The sequence below is a fragment of the Aquimarina litoralis genome (assembly GCF_019295435.1).
GTDB classification, from domain to species: domain Bacteria; phylum Bacteroidota; class Bacteroidia; order Flavobacteriales; family Flavobacteriaceae; genus Aquimarina; species Aquimarina litoralis_A.
Window position 1 is genome coordinate 16592 of record NZ_WEKL01000111.1, and the last position, 23201, is coordinate 39792.

Consider the following 23201-nt stretch of genomic DNA (forward strand, 5'->3'; position numbering starts at 1 on the left):
GGCAGGCTTTCTGTTTTTAATAAACATTGTTTTTTAAATAATAGTAAAAGATGGCAGAAGAAAAGAAACAAAAACAAAATCAATTAAATATTGAATTGGATGATGCTATAGCAGATGGAGTATATAGTAATCTTGCAATCATCAATCATTCTGTTTCGGAATTCGTTGTTGATTTTGTGAATATTATGCCAGGAAGACCTAAAAGTAAGGTAAAGAGTAGAATCATTTTAACGCCACAGCATGCAAAAAGATTACTAAAGGCTTTAGGTGATAATGTAGCACGATTTGAAGCTGCTCATGGAGAAATAAAAGATTATGAGCAGCCACCAATTCCTTTAAATTTTGGGCCTACTGGACAAGCTTAAAACAAATTTTAGTTATTAAAATGAGCCCACTATTTTTAGATTTAGTGGGTTTTTATATATAATCTAGTACTGATTAGATGTATTTAATCTTAATATCTAATTTACCATTTTAACGATGTTTTTAGGCCACGGATCTTCAAATTCGATACCATCTATCCATAGGCTTATTTCTTCATCAGTAAGAAAACATGATTTTAATGCATTTGTGAATCTATCTACTTGTGTCTTATCTCCGATTACGGTGAGTTCACAATGACGATCTCCAAAACGCCCAGATTCTTGAGCAAGCATTTCTTTTAGAAGTTTCACCTCTTCATCAGAAAGGTTGTGGTTTTCATCTTCAATAATTCCAGATCGCCAAGACCCTATTATTTCCAGACTGATTCCTCCAGCTGCCTGATTCCATAATAGCGAATGCTTGTCTCGACTAGCGAGCCAGAAAAATCCTTTACTTCGATAAATTCTTTTATCAAGGTATTGATGACAAACATCCCACAGCCGTTGAGGATGAAATGGTCTGTCGTCTTTGATAACTCTGGTTTCTAAATCATAAGGTTTGTTACGATGTTTTTCGGATTCTAGTACAGGTTTTAGCTCCTCAACTAGCTGAGCGACTTTATAATAATCATATTCTTCAAGTTCGAATAAAGAATCAATAGAGAGTTTTCCAAAAAGTACTGAATGAGTTGATGCGAAAGGATTGATGTCCTGAATATGCGATGCTATTAATGGTAATTTATTTTCTTCTATACGATCAGACTTGGTAAGAATAAGGTGGCTACAAAACATAATTTGTTCAACCAGAAGGTTTATGGTGCTACGGATGCCTTCGGCCATATTTCTTTGGAGGTTAGGAATAAGAGTTTCTCCATAATTGTAATCGTGAGATAGCATTAAGCTATCGACAAGTACAAATACTCCTGTCAACATCACCTCTGTCTGTTTTTTAAAATATTCAATTAACGGCATAGGATGACAACTTCCAGAAGTTTCAATAATGATTAGTTCGGGATTTTGGTTTAAAACCAGTTTTCGAATTGCATCATCAAGTTTTTTGATGCCTTCTTCACTACTAAGTACACATGAAGAGATGGATTCTAAAATATTATTATTTTCTTCGACAATATCTGTATTTCCGATTAATTCACCATCTACATCTAATTCACTCATATCATTTACAATTGCGCAAACGGATATATTTTTCTTTTTTGATTGAGATAAAAGACTTCTGAAGAGAGTGGTTTTCCCAGATCCAAGGAATCCATTAAGAATAATAGCTGGGATCTTTCTTGTTGTTTTCATTGATGCCTGTTTAGGTTTTTGTTATAGAGACTAATAGAAGGTAATATTTATACAACATTTTTTACAAATCTATAGTATTTCTGATGGATCTAAAATTATCAAGTGTAAAATTAATTTTAGCATTTTTCTACCGCAATAACTAGCTACTATTTTCTTTGATCTTTATTCTTGAAATGCAAAATATTTTAATAATTGAAATCTCTTTCAATTTGCTTTTTTCGATACATAGTGAAAATTATAATAGAGCTATTTTTAATATTGCCAGACCTGATATTCAAAAAGCTGCATAAAACATGGTTTGCCGGATGATTACATTTTTAGTATATTATACACTCTTTATTACTAATTGTATTTAAAATGTCTGATCGAATTAAAACATATTCCGAATTTTATAGATTCTACCTTACAGAGCATCAAAATAAAACCAGTAGAACACTTCATTTTGTTGGTACGTTTTTGGTTTTTATAATTGTTGGTGTTGCTATCTACTATGGTTGGAGTTGGAAGTGGTTTTTGGTTCCTATTGTGGGATATGGTTTTGCTTGGGTTGGGCACGCTTTTTTTGAAAAAAATAAACCTGCAACCTTTAAGTATCCATTTTGGAGTTTGATTTCAGATTTTAAATTGTTTTTTGAAATTCTAGCAGGAAAACGATCTTTTGATAGTTCGAAAGATTAGCATTTGTTTTTCTAATGACTTTTGTATGAATAATAGATTTTAGTTATGTGTTTGCAAAAACAAGCTTGTATACCTCTTAAATGAGCTACTTATTTTTTTTGGCAATATAATTTCATGGCTATAACTGTAAAAAGCTTTTAAAAGTCTTCAAAATACATTTAAAACTCAGAGGTGAAATGAAAATTGATAGAAGGGTACTTCTGTTGCGTCATTTGCAAACTAAAAGAAGAATCCGCTAAGAATACAAGTTGTCCTTGTTTGTCTTTTGCTAAAAATTTTCCTTTTACTCTTTTAAAATCCTTAAATTCATCATTATTTTCATCTTCGACCTCAACCCAACAGGCTTTGTGAACATTAAGGTTTTCATAAGTACATTTTGCACCGTATTCATGTTCTAATCGATATTGGATTACTTCATATTGTAAAGCGCCAACAGTTCCTATTACTTTTCTTCCGTTTAACTCTAGTGTAAATAATTGAGCAACACCTTCATCCATTAATTGATCAATCCCTTTAGCTAATTGCTTGGATTTCATTGGATCAGCATTGTTGATATATCTAAAGTGTTCAGGGGAAAAGCTAGGTATTCCTTTATAGTTTAGTTTTTCCCCAGTTGTAAGTGTATCTCCAATCTTAAAATTTCCAGTATCATGAAGTCCCACAATATCACCTGGATAGGAAATGTCTACAATTTCTTTCTTTTCAGCAAAAAAAGCATTAGGGCTCGAGAATTTTAGTTTTTTATTATGTCTTGTATGTAAATAAGGTACATTTCGTTCGAAAGTGCCAGAAACGATCTTAATAAAAGCTAAACGATCTCTATGTTTAGGATCCATATTCGCATGAATCTTAAATACAAAACCAGTAAAGACTTTTTCATCTGGTTGTACCACTCTAATGTCACTTTCTTTAGGTCTAGGAGTCGGAGCAATTGAGATAAAACAATCTAATAATTCACGAACACCAAAATTGTTTAGCGCAGAGCCAAAAAATACTGGCTGTAGCGTACCTTTTTGATATAAATCCTGATCAAAAGAAGGATAAATTCCATCTACTAACTCAATTTCTTCTCGCAAAGTTTCAGCAGCATCTTCTCCAATTAAAGTGTTTAATTCAGTAGAATTTAGATTTGATATTTCAGTAGTTTCTTCAATATTTTTTCTACTATCTCCACTGAATAAGTTGATATTTTTTTCCCAGATATTATATATTCCTTTAAAATCATACCCCATTCCAATAGGAAAACTTAATGGAGTGACTTTGAGTCCCAATTTTTGCTCGACTTCATCTAATAGTTCAAAAGCATCTTTTCCTTCTCTATCTAATTTATTTATAAAAACTATCATAGGAATATTCCGCATTCTACAGACAGAAACAAGCTTTTCAGTCTGTTCCTCAACACCTTTAGCTACATCAATTACCACGATCACACTATCAACGGCGGTTAAGGTCCTAAAAGTGTCTTCAGCAAAATCTTTATGACCTGGTGTGTCTAAAATGTTAATCTTTACACCCTGATATTCAAAAGCTAAAACAGATGTAGCTACAGAAATACCTCGTTGGCGTTCAATTTCCATAAAATCACTGGTAGCTCCCTTTTTTATTTTATTTGACTTAACAGCTCCAGCTTCCTGAATTGCACCACCAAATAGAAGTAATTTTTCTGTTAATGTTGTTTTCCCTGCATCAGGGTGAGAAATGATACCAAATGTTCTTCGTCTATTAATTTCTTCTGAGAATTTCATCGTAATTGTCTTGCTAAAGTTTGCAAATATACTATATATATGTACAATGAGTATAAAAGTACATTTTCGAATAGAGAAATAGARTTATTGTTTTTTTAGTGTGTTTTATAGCTAAAAATTGTGTATTTCATCGAAAACATTAAAAAAATAAGGGAAATTAGATGCTAAAATCATAAATGTATTGCCATATTTGTATGTAGCAGAATTTACGGTTTAACCGTAAATCTTAATTAAATTTTTAAATTTATATATTTAAAAGTATTATAAGACACTTGTAAAAGTAATGCCCAATTGTTTTTGCGAGCTATTGTAAACCATCGTCATATGAAAAAAATTACCCAAGTCTTATTGGGTCCAAAAGGAACGTTGTTTCTTATGGCCCTTATGTTTTTATTCACCTACAATACAACCTTTGGACAAGAAGGTAAAGATGGTGATCTTACCGTAACAACTGCTAATACTATATTAAATACTTATAGTCCGGTTACCTCGGATGTTTCTGCTGGAGATACTACGGTAGATGTAAATGATGTGACTGCAGATCTTGGTGGTTTAGTTAGCGGTGACCTTGTTTTAATATACCAAGCTCAAGGAGCAACAATTAATACAACGAATACCGTAAATTATGGAGATATAACGGATTATGGGAGTTCTGGTTTATATGAATTTGCTTATGTATCGTCTGTGTCTATTAATACTATAACATTGACATGTGCAATTGCTAATTCTTATTTTGTAGCTGGTAGAACACAGGTTATAAAAGTTCCTCAATATGATACACTTACTATTGATGCGGGAGCATCGGTTTCAGCACTACCTTGGGAAGATTTTGCTGGTAGTAGACGTGGCGGTGTAGTCGTTATAATTGCAAATACTATAGATATAAATGGTGATATCGATACCTCCGGTCTTGGGTTTAGAGGAGGTGTTATAGATAATAATACTTCAGCGACTGGAGCAAATTTAGAAACGGATTATGTTACCTCGGTGAGTAATGATTCTGCGGAGAAAGGAGAAAGTATTGTTGGATTTCAGACTGATTATGATGCGTTAGGAGGAAGGTATGGTAGAGGAGCTCCTGCGAACGGAGGAGGAGGAGGAAACGGTCATAACGCTGGTGGTGGCGGTGGATCGAATGGAAATAATGGTAATGTATGGTTCAATGGTGCCGGAGTTATGTGTTCTGGTTGTACAGGTGCTGCAGCATGGACATTAGACCCTGATTATATAGCAAATGGTAATGCTCTTACAAATTCTTCGGGAGGAGGAAGAGGAGGATACTCTTTTGGGTCAAGTAATCAAGATGCTTTAACATTAGCTCCAGGTAGTAGTGCATGGGGAGGAGATCGAAGAGATCCTGTTGGAGGATTAGGAGGAAGACCCTTAATTGCGAATGAACAAAATAGAATATTCCTTGGAGGAGGAGGAGGAGCTGGTGATGGAAATAATAATGCTAGTCAAGATGCTGCCAATGGAGGTGGTGTTATTTTATTAGGAGCAAATGCGATCACAGGATCGGGAAATATAATAGCGAATGGAGCTAATGCTTTACCAACCGTTCCTGGGCATAATGATGCACCTGGTGGAGGTGGAGGTGGAGGAAGTATTGTATTAAGAGCAGCCTCTATCGCGAATACTCTAATTTTAAATGCCAATGGAGGTAATGGAGGTGATCAACTTATTACCGGTAATGAGAGTGAAGGTCCTGGTGGAGGAGGAGGCGCTGGTTTTGTTGCTATTTCTGCGGGAACTCCAACTATAAACATTAATGGAGGTGCTAATGGTAATAGTAATAGTGCTGCAGTAACGGAATTTCCTACTAATGGAGCTACGCAAGGTGCCAATGGAGAATCTGTAACTGGCATTGCTGGTAGTGCAATAACATGTGCTAACCCAGGAACAATAAGCGGATTGGTTTATAATGATGCTGATGGTGATGGATTTCAAGATGGAGGAGAAGCTGGTATAGGAAGTGTCACTATCATAATAAGAGATGTTAACGGCAATACACAAACTATACAAACAAACCCTGATGGAACTTATACAGCGACATTACCTCCGGGAAATGCTGTGATTAGTATTTTGGATTTTGATCCTAATTTACCCACAAACGCTGTTCAAACACAAGGTGATGATCCAACTACTATAACCGTAGTCGCAGGAATGAATACGGCTTCAACTCCTGATGGTTTTGTAGTAGATACTGATGGAGATGGTATTGGAGATCCAGTAGATAATTGCCCTACCATTGCCAATGCAGGACAAGCAGATAATGATTCGGATAATGTAGGGAATAATTGCGATAGTGATGACGATAATGACGGATTATTAGATACTGATGAAGGTTTAAATTGTGCTGCCACAGATATCGAAGTAGGAACCGCTCCTGCTACTAATCAAAATGTAGCAGGATTTATCAATGATATTTATGATTTTGATGGAGTTGATGTGGATATAACCACAACAATAAACCAAGTGGATGGAGGTACATTAAACATTTTACAAGTAGAAGATGTCACAACTTTACGAATTCAAGGAGAAGAAATCGATGATGGCCTATCAGAAGGTTTGGTGTATACATTTACTTTCAGTGTGCCTGTAACAGGTGTTAAGTTTAGATGGTCAGGAATAGATAGTGGTGACAAAGTAACAGTAAATGCCTCCGGACCAGGATCTCAAACTATTAATATTGGATCCTTAATGGCTCCAACATCATTTCCTTCAGGAGTATATGCAACTACTTCTGGTGGCAGTTCTCATATTATAACTGGTAATGATAGTGCTTCTCCATCAATAACTTCATATACTGCTGGATCAGGAGATACTACGTTAAATTATTCTGATATTGTGATAGAAGGATTAGTATCATCTTTTCAAGTTACAACTGGTAAAGAAAGACAAGATGGAAATGTCGCTAATAATGGGCTCATTACTTTTCTTTTTTCCAATTTTACATATTGCACTTATGAAGATACAGATGCAGACGATATTCCTAATCATTTAGATTTGGATTCTGATGCCGATGGATGTAGTGATGCTAATGAAGCGTATAATGATGCGAATGCAGATGGTGGTGATGGAGGACAATTTGGTATGACAGATCCGGCGACTGTAGATGGAGCAGGGTTAGTAACCGAAACAGGAGTAGATTATACGTTAGGAACGAATACTAATGTTACTGCAGGAGGAGCTAATATTTGTACTGCTCCTGCTCCTGTAATATTACATCAGAATCCTGCATGTACAAGTACAGTATTTAATTTAGTATGGGATAGTTTTGCTCCTAATGGAATGGATGAGTTTGATTGGACTCCTGATGGAGCCTTAACAAATACTTTTAATGATGTTGATGGTTCTGGTGTAAATATTACGCATACGTTTTCTGGAGAAACAGGAACATTAGGTACTTGGCCAACAACAGGTTCGACGCAGAGTCCTTCAGTAGATTCTAATGGTTCTGGAGTTATTAGTGATGAAGTACTAGAATATTTTACCAATGGTTTTGGAACAACAGGAATTACACAAACAATAACATTTAGTACAAATATATACTCTATAGGGTTTGATTTATACCATATTAATGAGAATGGATCGGGTAGTGGAGATTTATTTACTGTAACAGCAACTGATGGTCTCGGAAATACTATATTTCCAACATTTACAGATTCAGCAACACCTTCTTATACATCAAATGGAACTAATGGACAGATTGATGCGACGGGAAGTTCTGTGTCAAATCAAGATGATCAAATAGGTGTTAATTTTGAAGATTTAGATGGAATAGCTAGTATTACTATTGTTTGGCAAAATTGTTCTACATGTAATACTGGAGTACAACATGGTTCAGCTATTGGAGGATTTGATTTTTGTACGACGATACCAGCATCAAGTGATTTAAGTATATCAAAAAATGCCGTATTAACAACGGATGCAGATACTAGTGGAAGTATTACTGCTGGTGACACTGTTACTTTTACAGTGACGGTAAATAATGCCGGACCTAATGATGCCACAGGAGTAGGAGTAGGTGATACGGTTCCTGACGGATATACAACGATAGGAAGTATTAGTAATAGTGGAAGCGAGAGTGGTGGATTGATAAGCTGGAGTGGATTGTCAATTACTTCAGGATCGAGTTTAGGATTGACCTATACCGCAGTAGTTACAGCTACAGGGAACTACACAAACTTTGCTGAGATTACAGCGAGTGATACCTTGGATCCAAATAGTAGTCCAGATCCTACACCAGATACAGATACTCCTGCAGAGGATGATGAGACGAGTTTTACGCCTCCAGTGGTGTTAACTTCGGATTTAAGTTTAGCCAAGAGTGTTAACAATAGTACCCCTAATGTAGGAGACACGATTATCTTTACGTTAGAGGTTAGTAATGACGGTCCAAATGATTTACCAGCAGGAGCTACAGTAACAGATCAGTTACCGACAGGATATACGTATGTATCRGACAATGGATCAGGAGCTTATGTAAGTGGTACAGGTGTTTGGACGTTACCAGCAATTGCCAATGGAGCAAGTACAAGTTTAGAGATTACCGTTACGGTAGATGCGAGTGGAGATTATGAGAATGTAGCCGAAGTAACGAGCAGTGTGAACAATGATCCAGACAGTACACCAAATAATGATGATGGAGATCAGAGTGAGGATGATGAGGATAGTAATACACCTACGGTTACTCCGACGAGTGATTTATCCTTGACCAAAGGAGTTGTGTTGACAACCGATGCAGATACGAGTGGAGGCGCTACACCAGGTGATACAGTTACCTTTACGGTAACGGTAAGCAATGGTGGTCCAAATGATGCTACGGGAGTTGAAGTAACGGATCAGGTTCCAAATGGTTATACGATTGTAGGGACTCCTACGGTAAGTCAAGGTACTTATACAGTAGGTACTGGTGTTTGGGATGTAGGTACGATTACCAATAGTGGTACTGCTACCTTAACGGTTGTAGCTACGGTAAATGCTACGGGTACGTATGTAAATGTAGCCGAAGTAACAGCGAGTGATAATTTTGATCCAGATAGTACACCGAATAATGATGTGTTGGCAGAAGATGATCAGGATGATGCGGACCCAGGTGTTGATCCAGTAAGTGATTTATCCTTGACCAAAGGAGTTGTGTTGACAACCGATGCAGATACGAGTGGAGGCGCTACACCAGGGGATACAGTTACCTTTACGGTAACGGTAAGCAATGGTGGTCCAAATGATGCTACGGGAGTTGAAGTAACGGATCAGGTTCCAAATGGTTATACGATTGTAGGGACTCCTACAGTAAGTCAAGGTACTTATACAGTAGGTACAGGTGTTTGGGATGTAGGTACAATTACCAATAGTGGTACTGCTACCTTAACGGTTGTAGCTACGGTAAATGCTACGGGTACGTATGTAAATGTAGCCGAAGTAACAGCGAGTGATAATTTTGATCCAGATAGTACACCGAATAATGATGTGTTGGCAGAAGATGATCAGGATGATGCGGACCCAAGTGTTGATCCAGTAAGTGATTTATCCTTGACCAAAGGAGTTGTGTTGACAACCGATGCAGATACGAGTGGAAATATCAGTGTTGGTGATACTGTTACTTTTAGTATAACAGTTACCAATGACGGACCAAATGATGCAACAGGTGTTGGTGTAGGAGATATAGTTCCAGATGGATATACGACTATTGGAAGTATTAGTAATGGAGGAAGTGAGACTGGCGGATTGATAAGTTGGAGTGGTTTGAGTATTACGACTACTACTCCATTGGTATTGACATATACCGCGGTAGTTACCGCTACAGGTAATTATACGAACTTTGCCGAGATTACTGCGAGTGATAATTTTGATCCAGACAGTAGTCCAGATGTTACACCCGATACAGATACACCAGTTGAGGATGATGAGACGAGCGCTACACCTGAAGTCCCAAGTTTAAGTGTTATCAAAACAGTCAGAGTTGCAGGAAGTGCATTGAATGAAGTTATTGAGTATGATATTGTAGTAACCAATACAGGAAATATTACGCTTACTGATATTGAAATCACTGATGCTAATGCAGATGTTGGAAGTATAGTAGGTAGTCCGATAACAAGTCTAGCGCCAGGAGCTAGTGTTACAGTAACTGCAAATCAGACCATTACACAGGCTGATATTGATGCTGGATTCATTGAGAACAGTGCTACAGCCACTGGAGATAGTCCACTAGGTGGTCCTGATGATGTGACGGATGTGTCAGATGCAGGAGATGAAAGTGTAGAAACACCGAATGGAGATGGTACCACTGATGGTATTACCGACAATGATCCAACAGTTACAGACCTTGTAGCGGATCCAAGTTTAAGTGTTATCAAGACAGTTAGAGTTCCAGGAAGTGCACTGAATGATGTTATTGAATATGATATTGTAGTGACCAATACAGGAAATGTTACGCTTACTGATATTGAGATTACCGATGCTAATGCAGATGCTGGAAGTATTGTAGGAAGCCCAATAGCAAGTTTAGCTCCTGGAGCAAGTGTAACGGTAACAGCAAATCAAACCATTACACAGGCTGATATTGATGCTGGATTCATTGAGAACAGTGCTACAGCCACTGGCGATAGTCCACTAGGAGGTCCTGATGATGTGACTGATGTTTCTGACGCGGGAGATGAGACTGTAGAAACACCTAATGGAGATGGTACGACTGATGGTGTTACCGACAATGATCCAACGGTTACAGATCTTATAGCAGATCCAAGTTTAAGTGTTATCAAGACAGTTAGAGTTCCAGGAAGTGTACTGAATGATGTTATTGAATATGATATTGTAGTGACCAATACTGGAAATGTTACGCTTACTGATATTGAGATTACCGATGCTAATGCAGATGCTGGAAGTATTGTAGGAAGTCCGATAGCAAGTTTAGATCCAGGAGAAAGTGTGACAGTAACAGCGAATCAGACCATTACACAGGCTGATATTGATGCTGGGTTCATTGAGAACAGTGCTACAGCCACAGGCGATAGTCCACTAGGAGGCCCTGATGATGTGACTGATGTGTCGGATGCAGGAGACGAGACTGTTGAGACGCCAAATGGAGATGGTACTACCGATGGTGTTACGGATAATGATCCAACGGTTACAGATCTTATAGCAGATCCAAGTTTAAGTGTTATCAAGACAGTTAGAGTTCCAGGAAGTGTACTGAATAATGTTATTGAATATGATATTGTAGTGACCAATACTGGAAATGTTACGCTTACTGATATAGAGATTACTGATGCTAATGCAGACGCTGGAAGTATAGTTGGAAGTCCAATAGCAAGTTTAGATCCAGGAGAAAGTGTGACAGTAACGGCAAATCAGACCATTACACAGGCTGATATTGATGCTGGGTTCATTGAGAACAGTGCTACAGCCACTGGAGATAGTCCACAAGGAGGTCCTGATGATGTGACTGATGTGTCGGATGCCGGAGATGAGAGCGTTGAGACGCCAAATGGAGATGGTACTACCGATGGTGTTACCGATAATGATCCAACAGTTACAGATCTTGTTGCAGATCCAGAGTTAACACTAGTAAAAACGGGAGTAGTAAATGGTTCTAATGCTGGAGATACTATAACTTATACCTTTACAGTTACTAATACAGGAAATGTAACTGTGGATAACATATTTATAGATGATATTTTAACGGGAAGTACAAATCTTGCCGTAACTCCATCAACGCTTGCTCCTGGAGAACAAGGAACAGCGCAGGCAACATATGTGCTCACACAAGCTGATATTAATAATGGAGAGGTTATCAATAGTGCAACAGTATTGGGAGAAGATCCAAATGGAGATGATGTTATGGACGTTTCTGATAACGGAGATGAAACCGTAGATGATAATGGAGATAATGATCCAACAAACGATGAGACCATTACTCCTATAGATCAGTTCCCTAATTTAGCGCTAACTAAAACGGGTATTTATGTTGATGTTAATGGTGATGATCTTCCAAATGTTGGTGATGAAATTCAATATACCTTTACTGTAGAGAATACCGGTAATGTAGATATTACTAATATTATCTTATCAGATCCTTTAACTGGTATCGTCTTAAATGGAGGTCCAATTGATTTAGCAGTTGGTGAAATTGATACAACAACATTTACTGCTACCTATGTGTTAACAGCAGAAGATGTTCTTTCTGGAGAGGTTATTAATCAGGCTACAGTTACAGGTCAAGATCCAAATGGAGACGATGTTGTGGATATTTCAGATGATCCAAATAATACTACTGATATTGATACAGATAGTGATGGAGATCCAGAAGATGAAACGGTAACAATAATCGAAGGAGTATTTAACGATCCCGACAATCCAGTTACCATTTATACAGGAATTAGCCCTAATGGAGATGGAATTAATGATGAATTCAGAATCGTAGGATTGAGTAGTTTTCCAGATAATACTTTAAGAATCTATAACAGATGGGGAGTAGAGGTTTTTGGAGAAGATGGATATGAACAACCAGGAGTAGAATTGTTTAGAGGAATTAGTAACGGTAGAGCTACTATTTCTCAAAAAAATGAACTACCAGTGGGAACCTATTATTATGTTCTGGAGTACATAAATTCTAGAGGAGAAAATATCTATAAAGCAGGTTACTTGTATATTAACAGATAAATTTATATTTGGAATAGTATATTTGTTATTCCCTAAATCAAATATTGATACTTATGAATAGACTATTAACAATATTTATGCTGATAGCATTTGGTTTGATTTCAAATGATGCGCTATCCCAGCAAGATGCTCAGTATACCCAGTATATGTATAATACGATTAGTGTAAATCCTGCTTATGCAGGTAGTAGAGGAGTAATGAGTGTAATGGGATTACATCGAAGCCAATGGGTTGGATTAGATGGTGCACCAAGAACACAAACATTAACCTTAAATACACCTATTGGAGACAATAATCGTGTTGGATTGGGACTTTCTATTGTTAATGATGAAATCGGACCTACTGATGAAACCTATTTTGATATAGATTTCTCATATACAATTCCTACATCAGATACTGGAAAGTTAAGTTTTGGGCTAAAAGCAGGAGGACATCTATTAAATGTTGATTTCCAAAGACTAACTCAATTTGATATTAATGATCCAAATTTTGAAAACAATATAGATAATAAGTTTAGTCCTAACGTAGGTGTTGGGATCTATTACCATACAAATAAGTTTTACGCCGGATTAAGTGCACCAAATCTATTAGAAACAGATCATTTTGACGAAGATGCAACAATAAATAATAATAATTCTTCCACTTTTATAGCAGAAGAAAGAATTAACTATTATTTCATTACGGGATATGTTTTTGATTTAAGCGATTCTGTAAAGTTCAAACCGGCAGTTTTGTCGAAATTAGTGTTTGGGGCTCCGCTTCAAGTAGATATATCTGCTAACTTCTTGTTATATGATAAATTAACCTTGGGAGCGGCTTACAGATGGAGTGCAGCGTTTAGTGCGATGGCAGGATTTCAGATCTCAGATTCTTTGATGATTGGATTTGCATATGATAAGGAATCAACTGAATTAGGAAGAACACAATTTAATGATGGAAGTTATGAAGTAATGTTACGTTTTGAATTATTTAGAAAGTATAATAGAATGCTAACACCACGTTTCTTCTAGAATTGTGGTTAAATAGATGCTTTTATAGCTAATTATTGAATTTAAAGGAGTTATTTTTAGATAACATAATAATACAACCAAAATAAAATGAACAGATTATTACGCAGGTTATTATTTGTTTTTGTGGGGATCTTTTTTGTGAGTATTACTTGCGCTCAGGATAGAAAACTAAAAACTGCACAAAGTCAATATGATAAATATGAATATATAGATGCACAAGAGACATACCTAAAAGTCGTTAAAAAAGGGTATAAAAGTGCAGATTTATATAAAAACCTTGGAAATAGCTATTATTTTAATAGCCAGTTCGAAGAAGCTTCAAAATGGTATGAAGAATTAGTGAATAATTATCCCAATGAAGTGGAACCTGAATATTATTTTAGGTTTGCTCAGACATTAAAATCTGTAGGGAGATATGATGATGCTGATACATATATGAAGAAATTCGCAGAAGCTAGTTCTGATGATCAAAGAGCACAATTGTTTCAAGATGAACCTAATTATTTGAAAAGAATAGATTTTCAATCAGGAAGGTTTGAAATAGAGAACTCTTCTATTAATTCATCATTTACAGATTTTGGTTCTGCATTTTTTGGAAGATTTGTGGTTTTTAGCTCTTCAAGAGATACTTTACTTTTCAAGAAGAGCGTACACCAATGGAATGAAGAAGCTTTTTTAGATTTATATAGAGCTGAATATAATCCTACCAATGGGGAGTTATCTGAAATCGAAAAGTTCGATAGTAAAATCAATACAAAATTTCATGAGTCTACACCAATTTTTTCTAAAGATGGAAATACTGTTTATTTTACAAGAAATAATTATGATGGAAGAAAATATGGGAATGATAAAAAAGGGACAAATCGATTAAAAATATATCGTTCTTATAAAAACCCTCAAGGAGGCTGGACTACACCTCAGAATTTACCTTTTAATAGTGATGAATATTCTACAGCGCATCCAGCATTAAGTAATGATGAAAAAACATTATACTTTTCATCAGATATGCCAGGTGGTGAAGGACAATCTGATATTTATGAAATAGCAATTAATTCAGATGGAAGTTTTGGAGAACCTAAAAACTTAGGAAATCGAATTAATACGGAAGGAAAAGAAACCTTTCCTTTTATCAGTTCAAATAACGATTTGTACTTTGCTTCTGACGGTCATATCGGGTTAGGAGGATTGGATGTATATGTAACTAGATTAAATCCTCAGACAGATGAAGAAAAGCTAGTTGTTAATATCGGAAAACCTGTAAATGGCCCGGATGATGATTTTGCGTTTATCGTGGATGACGAGTCCAAGAGAGGATATTTTTCCTCTAATAGAGAAGGAGGAAGAGGAAAAGACGATATCTACAGTTTCCTGCAGTTAGAAGATTTAAAAAGCTTTTGTGAAATCACCATTGCAGGTGTTGTAAAGGATAAAGATACCCAAGAATTATTGGCAGGAGCTAAGGTTTCTATTTATGATAGTAGTAATAATTTGTTAGAAAGCTTTATTGTAGGCGATGATGCAACCTATTCACATGTGGTAAAATGTAGCTCTAAATACTTTGTTAGAGCAGAAAAAGAGGAATATACTACTATCGAAAAATTAGTGGAAACTCCTGGAAAAACGGAAACATTAGATGTGCCTTTATTATTAGAAAAGAAAGTGAAATCTGCTGATGTAGGAGATGACCTTGCTAAAGTTCTATCGTTGAATCCGATTTATTTCGATTTCGATCAATATTATATACGTAAAGATGCAGCGGTTGAGTTAGCTAAAGTAATAGAGGTGATGAATCAATATCCAGATATGAAAATTGATGTAAGATCTCATACAGATAGTCATGGAGATGATGCGTACAATATGTGGTTATCTGATCAAAGAGCTAAATCTACAGTAGAATATATGGTTTCTAAAGGAATAGCAGCAGATAGATTAACTAGCAAAGGATATGGAGAAACACAACTTGTAAATGATTGTGGAAATGAATCCAACTGTACAAAAGCAGAATACCAATTAAGTAGACGAAGTGAGTTTATCATTGTCAAATAATATAATAGCCCTATATAATCAATAATAAACCTTTGTCTATAAGAAACACCTTATTCGTAAGGTGTTTTTTTATAGAAAATCTTAAATAAATCTTTATTTTTTGCCAAAAATAAGATAGATTATGAATTACATATATGATTTTGTAGTTTTGAACCAATACTAAGAAATGGAAGAGGAAAAAGTCATTTTAGTGAATGAAAATGATGAGCAAATTGGACTAATGCCAAAGCTCGAAGCACACGAAAAAGCATTGCTACATAGAGCATTTTCAGTTTTTATTCTTAACGATAAGAAAGAACTAATGCTACAACAACGAGCACATCATAAATATCATTCGCCTGGTCTATGGACAAATACATGTTGTAGCCATCAAAGAGAAGGAGAAAATAATATAGAAGCTGGAACCAGAAGGTTGCAGGAAGAAATGGGTTTTACTACTCCATTGAAAGAAACAATTTCATTTATTTATAAAGCTCCATTTGATAATGGTCTTACAGAACATGAATTGGATCATGTTTTAGTAGGACAATACGAGGATGATCCCTTAATTAATCCCGAAGAAGTTGCAGATTGGAAATGGATGCCAATACAAGAAGTAAAAAAGGATATTACAGACTATCCAGAGAGGTATACAGCATGGTTTAAGATCATTTTTGATAAATTTTATGAACATATAACATTATGAGGATAAAAGCCTGTAGAAAAGCTCATTTTAATGCAGCTCATAGATTGCATAGAAAAGATTGGAGTGAAGAAAAAAACATTCAGGTTTTTGGAAAATGCAATAACCCGTATTATCACGGTCATAATTATGAGTTGATTGTAGCTGTTATTGGTGAAATAGATCCTGAAACTGGTTATTTAATAGATTTAAAAGTTTTGAAAGACTATATCAAAACTGAAGTTGAAGATTACTTAGATCATAAGAATCTTAATGAAGAAGTTGAGGAATTTAAAAATCTAAATCCTACAGCAGAAAATATTGCGGTAGTTATTTGGAATCGACTTCGTAAAAGACTAAATTTAAAATACGATATCGAAGTAACTCTCTTCGAAACCCCACGTAATTATGTAGTTTATAACGGCAAATAGTAACCTATGGGTTTACAATTAGGGGATAAAGTACCTGAATTTGTAGCGATTAAAGATGATGGAGGTAATTTCAATAGCAAAGATGTTATAGGAAAAATACCCTGCGTGCTGTATTTCTATCCCAAAAACTTTACTCCAGGATGCATTAAAGAAGCTTGTGATTTTAGAGATAGCTATGAAGATTTTAAGAAAGAAGGAGTAGAAGTTATCGGTATAAGCTCAGATAGCGTGAAATCTCACGAAAGATTTAAGAATAGGTATAAATTACCTTTTATTTTTTTGTCGGACAATAAAGGAGAATTGAGAAGATTATTTGGAGTAAAACCTGGTCTATTTGGAATGTTACCAGGAAGAGAAACTTACGTCATAGATCAGAATGGTATTATTAAACTAAAGTTTAATAGTGCAAATGCATCAAAACATCTAAAACAAGCTATTAAAACCGTAAAAGATATAACCAATGGATAAGGATTCACTTTATATACTAAAATTTCAACCTATATTGAAAGAAAAAATATGGGGAGGTTCAAAACTAAATACGATCCTTGGAAAAGAAAAACAAGGAGATTCTGTTGGAGAAAGTTGGGAAGTTAGCGATGTAGAGGGTAATTATTCTGTAGTTACTAATGGGCATTTTAAAGGAAAAACTTTAAAAGATTTATTAGAAATGTATCCAGAAAGATTACTTGGAGAAAGGAATTTTGAACGGTTTGGCACTAAATTTCCATTACTTATAAAATTTATTGATGCCAAAGAAGATCTTTCAGTGCAATTACATCCCGATGATTTATTAGCTAAGAAGAAACATAACTCTTTAGGTAAAACAGAAATGTGGTATGTGCTTCAAGCAGATGAAAAATCTAATCTTATAATTGGTTTTGATGATGAAGTAAGTCAAGAGGAGTATGAGAAAAGTGTAGAAGATAAAACTATCAAAGAATTATTGCATTATGAGCCTGTTACTACTGGAGATACATTTTTCGTATATGCAGGTTTGATCCATGCTATTGGAAAAGGTGTGTTATTAGCAGAAATACAACAAACTTCTGATATTACGTATCGAATTTATGATTGGGATCGCCAAGATTCTAACGGAAATTATAGAGAGTTACATCAACAAGATGCATTAGAAGCAATCGATTTCACTACTGATAGGGAATCTAAAGTACATTATACTTCTGAAAAAAATGAAATTACGAGCTTAGTAAAATGCCCTCATTTTATTACTAATGTAATTGAGTTGGATGAACAAAAAACACTATCTCATCAAGGACTTGATTCTTTCGTAATTTATATATGTATTGGCGGAACGGCTGAGATCGTTAACAAAGAGCAAAAATTAATTATGAAGGCAGGAGAAACAATTTTAGTTCCTGCAGATATAGATGGTATTGAGATCATTTCTGAAAATGCAAAATTTCTACAAACCTATATTTAACGGTAACTTCTTTTGATAAAACACACTGATAAATATTTTAAAAGACTAATTTTGCATAAAATATTTAAGAAATGGCAAATAAAAGAAATCTCAAGAAAGATATTAACTACGTATTAGGAGATATCATAGAAGAAGTATACATCTGGGAAGAAAATAATCCAGACAAGGATAAAAAAGCAGGAGAAGAGATTATAGACGAAGCAATCACTTCTTTTGATGAATTTATGACAAGAGTTAGTGATCGATCGGTAGAAAATCCAGCGAAACACTTTAAATCAATTCGAGAGGATTTAGAAAAAACAGCCCAATCTTTAGTGGAAAAAGTAAATTCGTTATAATTTTTTTAAAAAAGTATTTGCAAATTTAATTACAGAAATTATATTTGCAACCGCTTTGCCGATATAGCTCAGCTGGCTAGAGCAGCTGATTTGTAATCAGCAGGTCGTGGGTTCGAGTCCCTCTATCGGCTCTAAAAGCATAAATCCTGATTTCACCTAGAAATCAGGATTTTTTTGTAAAAGCAATTAGAAGCGTATTTTATAAGTACAATTTCTGAAAATAGAGATAAATAATAAACCCCAAACTAATTATTAGTTTGGGGTTTATTAAAATTACTTTTCCTCTTTTTTTACCTAATTTTTGAACCCTATTAAGAATTGAAATCTCTTTTAAATAGTTAAAAAGAGTTATTTGTTAAGTGTATAAGTACTTAAGATGGTAAATAAAGCTTTCAATTGCTTGTTGAAATACCGTCATTAGTAGTGGTAATATGATCGTTTTTTACGAAATTAAGTAACAAATGATGCATTAATTTGTAGACTCTTGTGCCTTTGCTGCTTCTTTAGTCTTACGTTCTTCTAAATACTCAATCAATTGTTTTCCATACAACGACTTTTTTACTTTCGGAGATAAAGAATTTACAACAGTATCGAGATATTTAATATTGGCATCAAAAACTTCATGAAGCGTGATATAAGGAGCAACTTCTAATTTTCTATTATTCATCGCAAAATTGATAGTATATAAATACTTTTGACGTAGTAAGTTTTTATAAGCAATATCATTTTCTGCAAGTTTTTCCTCGTCGTTTTGCTTTTTAGCTTCGTAATCTTCTTTTATGATCCTAAGATTTCTGTCTTTAAATCGTTGGTTCATTTTATTGAATTCTACTAATTTGGTTTGATTTTTACCACCAGAAATAATTGCATCTTTTTCAAATCCATTTAAAGAGGTATTGATAACTACTTCTCCAGGCTCAACAAAAAAGTCTATTCTGTCGTTATACTGATTTCCATCATGTTTATCCAAAAATAAATAGTGAATTTCAGGCTCATCCACATTAGTTTGAAAAGAAAATTTAGGATCACCTTCAATCACCAACGAATCTACATTTACTAAAATAGTATCCTGTATTTTTTGAAGATATAAAGTGCCCTTTTTAAGTCCCTGTATAGTTCCATTTATAGAAACATTTCCTTCTTTTTTAGGAGTACTACAAGCAGTAATCAAAATAATCAAAAATAGTATAGCCGAAAATCGTTGCATTTAAGTTTTTTACTTTTAAAAATTGGAGTACAAAGATGCTATAAATTCGATTGAAAAACTAACTTCCGGAAGCAATTTGCATTAATATTGTACAAAGGATTGCACCATAGGTTCCTACTACATATCCAAAAACAGCTAATAATACACCCACAGTTGCAAGAGAAGGATGAAAAGCAGCAGCAACTACTGGAGCAGAAGCAGCACCACCAATATTTGCTTTACTACCAACTGCAAGGAAAAAATAAGGCGCTTTAATAATTTTGGCAACAATGATTAGCAATACTACATGAATGAACATCCAAACCAATCCTATACCAATTAATCCTGGATTTTTAAATATTTGGGTCAAGTCCATTTTCATACCAATCGTAGCCACTAGAATGTAGATAAAGATACTTCCTATCTTGCTTGCTCCAGCTCCTTNATATTTTTTAGCTTTTGTGTAAGATAATAAGATCCCAATTGCAGTTGCAATAGTAATCATCCAGAAAAAAGTTGATGTAAAAGAAGATAAAGCAGAGGTTTTATCATTAAAAACTTCAAAATTAGAAGATAAAAATTTAGAAATTCCTCCTGCACCCCAATGTGATAGTCCTACTGCGGTAAATGCAATCGCAAGCATGATCATATAATCGGATAATGTAGGATTTCGTTTGATGCTTTCGGCATATGTAGAAACTTTTTCCCTTAAAGATTCAATAGCGCTACTATCTGCTTTTAGCCATTGATCAATTTTTTTACTTTTTCCTATTCCGATTAGTAACAGTGCCATCCATATCTGAGCTACTACAATATCTACCAATACCATACCCCCATATTTATCAGGATTGTATTCATAGATTTCAAGCATGGCAGCTTGATTAGCTCCACCACCAATCCAACTACCTGCAAGGGTAGATAATCCTCTCCATACAGCATCAAATCCTGCACCGCCAACAGTTTCAGGTGAGAATATAGAAATTATAAGAATCGCTAAAGGACCTCCAATAATGACTCCTATTGTGCCGGTAAAAAACATAATCAGTGCTTTGGGACCTAAATTGAATATTCCTTTTAAGTCAATACTTAAAGTCATAAGAACCAATGAAGCTGGTAGTAAATAATTTTTAGCAACATTATATACATTCGTTGATTTTTCAATAATACCTCCATTAGCATCAAGTTCTTCCCATTTAGGGGCAATGATGTTGAAAGAAGTAAAAATCGCGGRCAAAAAATAGCAAAGTAATAAGGCCGGAATAAATTTGTAAAATTTTTGCCAGAAACCTGTTTTAAGAGAAGAAGTATAAAAAACGAATCCTAAGCAGAGTAATAAAATTCCAAAAACAATAGTATCATCAGTGAAAAAAGGACGATTATCCATAGAGTGAGTTCATTTGTTATGAGATGTCTTGCAAAATACAATTTTTGAAATAAACACAAACAAGTAAATTATACGTTTAATCGTTAACCCAACTTTTTAAGTTATCAATTTGCTGGGAAGTTGCGTTTGGGTTTTCTTCGAGCATTATTTTTTCTACCGTTGGAGTGATTACTTTAGAGTTAAATCGTAGTATTTGATTATTTCGTTCTATGATAAAAAGAATATCGTCTCCAACATTCCATTTGTTTGAATCACTAAACAAATCATAGATGTTTTTGATAGTATATTTCTTTTCATTAATGCCTAATAGAATATCATTTTTTCTAATACCAGCTTTTCTTAGGAAGTTACTACGCTCTACACCTTCTGTAAAAACCACTTTTTTTGTAGCTTCAGAACCTTTAATAAATGGTTCTTGCTCATAAATAAAATAACCAGAGGGGACTTCAACAGTATTATAAATTAACCCAACTTTTTTTAGATAAAATCCATAGTCTATTGGAATGTTGTTTACTACATGAGCATTTAAGAAATCAGTAACTTCTGTAAAAGAGATTTCTTCTATGATTCCAAGAAGTTCCTCGTCTTTAAACGGTGTCTCACTACCAAATCTACCTGATAATCCTTTAACGAGATCTAAAATACCATAAGCTCCAGAACTTTTTTCGCGCATAATAATATCTATACACATAGAAATAAGCGCTCCTTTTTCGTAAACATTAGCATAATTTTCGTTGTAATGCTCTTGTAGTATGTTTTCACTCATTTCCGTAAACGAGAGTGTATCATCAAAGTTCTTCGAGTTATTTATTTTTTCAAGAATTCTTTCAAAAAACTCTTCTTTAGTTATTAGCGCTTGATTAATTTGAAATAGTAATGAAAAATATTCAACTGTTCCTTCATACAACCAAAGGTGTTTTGACATTTTTGCATTGTTGTAATCAAAATGATGTATCTCTTCTGAGTGAATGTTTAGCGGAGTTACAATATGAAAGAATTCATGCGATACAATATCAGTTAGGGATTCATTTAATAATTTCAAAGGAATAGATTCTGGCAATACTACTACAGTGGATGTATTATGCTCTAAGGCACCAAAACCTTTGGCGTCATTACTTTTAGCAGATGATAGATATAATAAAACACTATACTTTTTTGTAGTGTCAATATACCCTAAAAAGTTTTTTTGTGCTCTAATCATACGCTCCATTTGGGGCATTAACTGAGCCGCTCTATGCACTTTGTTTGGAGAATAAACACTTAATAAAACTTCAATGTCATTAATAGTAAAGGTTACTCGATCAGGAACAGAATACATAATTGGAGAATCCGCTAGGTCAGCGTATCTTTTAAAAATAAAAACATCAGTATCATAGATAGCACCTGCTAATGGTTCTTTTGGTAAATATTCAGTTAGCGAAGTAGAAGCTTCCAAATCTATTGGATGTTTTATGAAAAGATTGTATTTCTTTTCCTTCATATTCCCAAAATAACCTACAAATGCATAAAGGTTAAGAATAAAGTTTTCATTTTGAGCAATATTTGTGCCTGTTGCGGAAAAAACTTCATGAGTTTCTTCAATATCAAAAGTGTCATTAACTAAGTATGTAATCTTGTTTAAACTTTTGGAGTTACCTATTTTCCATCGATTGTTATCAAGTTTTTCAACCTTAAGTTCGTTTCCTTCCTTGTCAAAAGCTTTAAACTGTTCTATATACTTTCCGTAATCATTATTTTGGTAAGTTCCTGGAACAATTTTTGGTAAATAATAGCTGATAGTATCTGTAGAGATATTGCTGATTTTTAGTTCTACAGGCACTTTGTCTTCTATAATATTTACTAAATCCATTGAAGCTATAACTGGTGTAGTATCTAACTTTATCACAGGCTCTACAGATTTACAGCCTACAATAAAGTGTAGCAATATACTATAAAGAACAAAAGTTCTTATTA

15 protein-coding genes and 1 tRNA gene are annotated in these 23201 nt (G+C 34.6%); 11 read left to right on the forward strand and 5 right to left on the reverse strand.

Going from position 1 to position 23201, the window contains the following annotated elements; genetic code table 11:
• Positions 1-50 precede the first annotated feature (50 nt).
• A complete protein-coding gene (locus GBO31_RS25330; RefSeq protein ID WP_219011429.1) occupies positions 51-365 on the forward strand; it encodes a DUF3467 domain-containing protein in 315 nt (104 codons plus the stop codon).
• 96 nt (positions 366-461) lie between these two features.
• Here GBO31_RS25330 and GBO31_RS25335 read toward each other — a convergent pair whose 3' ends face one another.
• Complete coding sequence (locus GBO31_RS25335) at positions 462-1667, reverse strand: CobW family GTP-binding protein (RefSeq protein WP_219011430.1); 1206 nt, start codon at positions 1665-1667, stop codon at positions 462-464.
• A gap of 357 nt (positions 1668-2024) precedes the next feature.
• Between GBO31_RS25335 and GBO31_RS25340 the strand changes: the two genes are divergently transcribed.
• Positions 2025-2345: a DUF962 domain-containing protein gene (locus GBO31_RS25340; RefSeq protein ID WP_219011431.1), complete on the forward strand. Its 321-nt coding sequence runs from the start codon at positions 2025-2027 to the stop codon at positions 2343-2345.
• A 158-nt stretch (positions 2346-2503) separates the two neighbouring features.
• On the opposite strand, the gene GBO31_RS25345 is transcribed toward GBO31_RS25340, so the two are convergent.
• Positions 2504-4090: a peptide chain release factor 3 gene (locus GBO31_RS25345; RefSeq protein WP_219011432.1), complete on the reverse strand. Its 1587-nt coding sequence runs from the start codon at positions 4088-4090 to the stop codon at positions 2504-2506.
• A gap of 324 nt (positions 4091-4414) precedes the next feature.
• On the opposite strand from GBO31_RS25345, the gene GBO31_RS25350 reads away from it, so the two are divergent.
• From GBO31_RS25350 to GBO31_RS25390, 9 genes are all read left to right on the forward strand, one after another.
• Positions 4415-12754 (forward strand): DUF7507 domain-containing protein, encoded by an 8340-nt coding sequence (locus GBO31_RS25350; protein ID WP_219011433.1) that lies wholly within the window; start codon positions 4415-4417, stop codon positions 12752-12754.
• A gap of 53 nt (positions 12755-12807) precedes the next feature.
• On the forward strand, positions 12808-13764 hold the full coding sequence (locus tag GBO31_RS25355; RefSeq protein WP_219011434.1) for a PorP/SprF family type IX secretion system membrane protein: 957 nt from the start codon (positions 12808-12810) through the stop codon (positions 13762-13764).
• Positions 13765-13851: 87 nt separating this feature from the next.
• Entirely contained in the window at positions 13852-15810 is a 1959-nt protein-coding gene (locus GBO31_RS25360; protein ID WP_219011435.1) for an OmpA family protein, read from the forward strand.
• Between the two features lie 166 nt (positions 15811-15976).
• Positions 15977-16495, forward strand: coding sequence for an isopentenyl-diphosphate Delta-isomerase (gene idi / locus GBO31_RS25365; protein ID WP_219011436.1), 519 nt, complete (start codon positions 15977-15979; stop codon positions 16493-16495).
• Complete coding sequence (locus GBO31_RS25370; RefSeq protein ID WP_219011437.1) at positions 16492-16902, forward strand: 6-pyruvoyl trahydropterin synthase family protein; 411 nt, start codon at positions 16492-16494, stop codon at positions 16900-16902. Before idi ends, GBO31_RS25370 begins: the two co-directional genes overlap by 4 nt.
• 6 nt (positions 16903-16908) lie before the next feature.
• Positions 16909-17370, forward strand: a complete 462-nt coding sequence (locus GBO31_RS25375; RefSeq protein ID WP_219011438.1) for a peroxiredoxin — start codon at positions 16909-16911, stop codon at positions 17368-17370.
• Positions 17363-18340 carry a type I phosphomannose isomerase catalytic subunit gene (locus tag GBO31_RS25380; RefSeq protein ID WP_219011439.1) on the forward strand — a complete coding sequence of 326 codons (978 nt, stop codon included), beginning with the start codon at positions 17363-17365 and terminating at the stop codon, positions 18338-18340. Before GBO31_RS25375 ends, GBO31_RS25380 begins: the two co-directional genes overlap by 8 nt.
• Before the next feature lie 71 nt (positions 18341-18411).
• Positions 18412-18678, forward strand: a complete 267-nt coding sequence (locus GBO31_RS25385) for a hypothetical protein (protein WP_219011440.1) — start codon at positions 18412-18414, stop codon at positions 18676-18678.
• 57 nt (positions 18679-18735) lie between these two features.
• Positions 18736-18809: transfer RNA gene (locus tag GBO31_RS25390), tRNA-Thr, on the forward strand.
• A gap of 338 nt (positions 18810-19147) precedes the next feature.
• Here GBO31_RS25390 and GBO31_RS25395 read toward each other — a convergent pair.
• From GBO31_RS25395 to GBO31_RS25405, 3 genes are all read right to left on the reverse strand, one after another.
• A complete protein-coding gene (locus GBO31_RS25395; RefSeq protein WP_219011441.1) occupies positions 19148-19885 on the reverse strand; it encodes a DUF4369 domain-containing protein in 738 nt (245 codons plus the stop codon).
• Positions 19886-19943: 58 nt separating this feature from the next.
• Entirely contained in the window at positions 19944-21248 is a 1305-nt protein-coding gene (locus GBO31_RS25400; protein WP_219011442.1) for a DUF819 domain-containing protein, read from the reverse strand.
• Positions 21249-21324: 76 nt separating this feature from the next.
• A complete protein-coding gene (locus GBO31_RS25405) occupies positions 21325-23133 on the reverse strand; it encodes a peptidase M61 (RefSeq protein WP_219011443.1) in 1809 nt (602 codons plus the stop codon).
• Between the last annotated feature and the right edge of the window lie 68 nt (positions 23134-23201).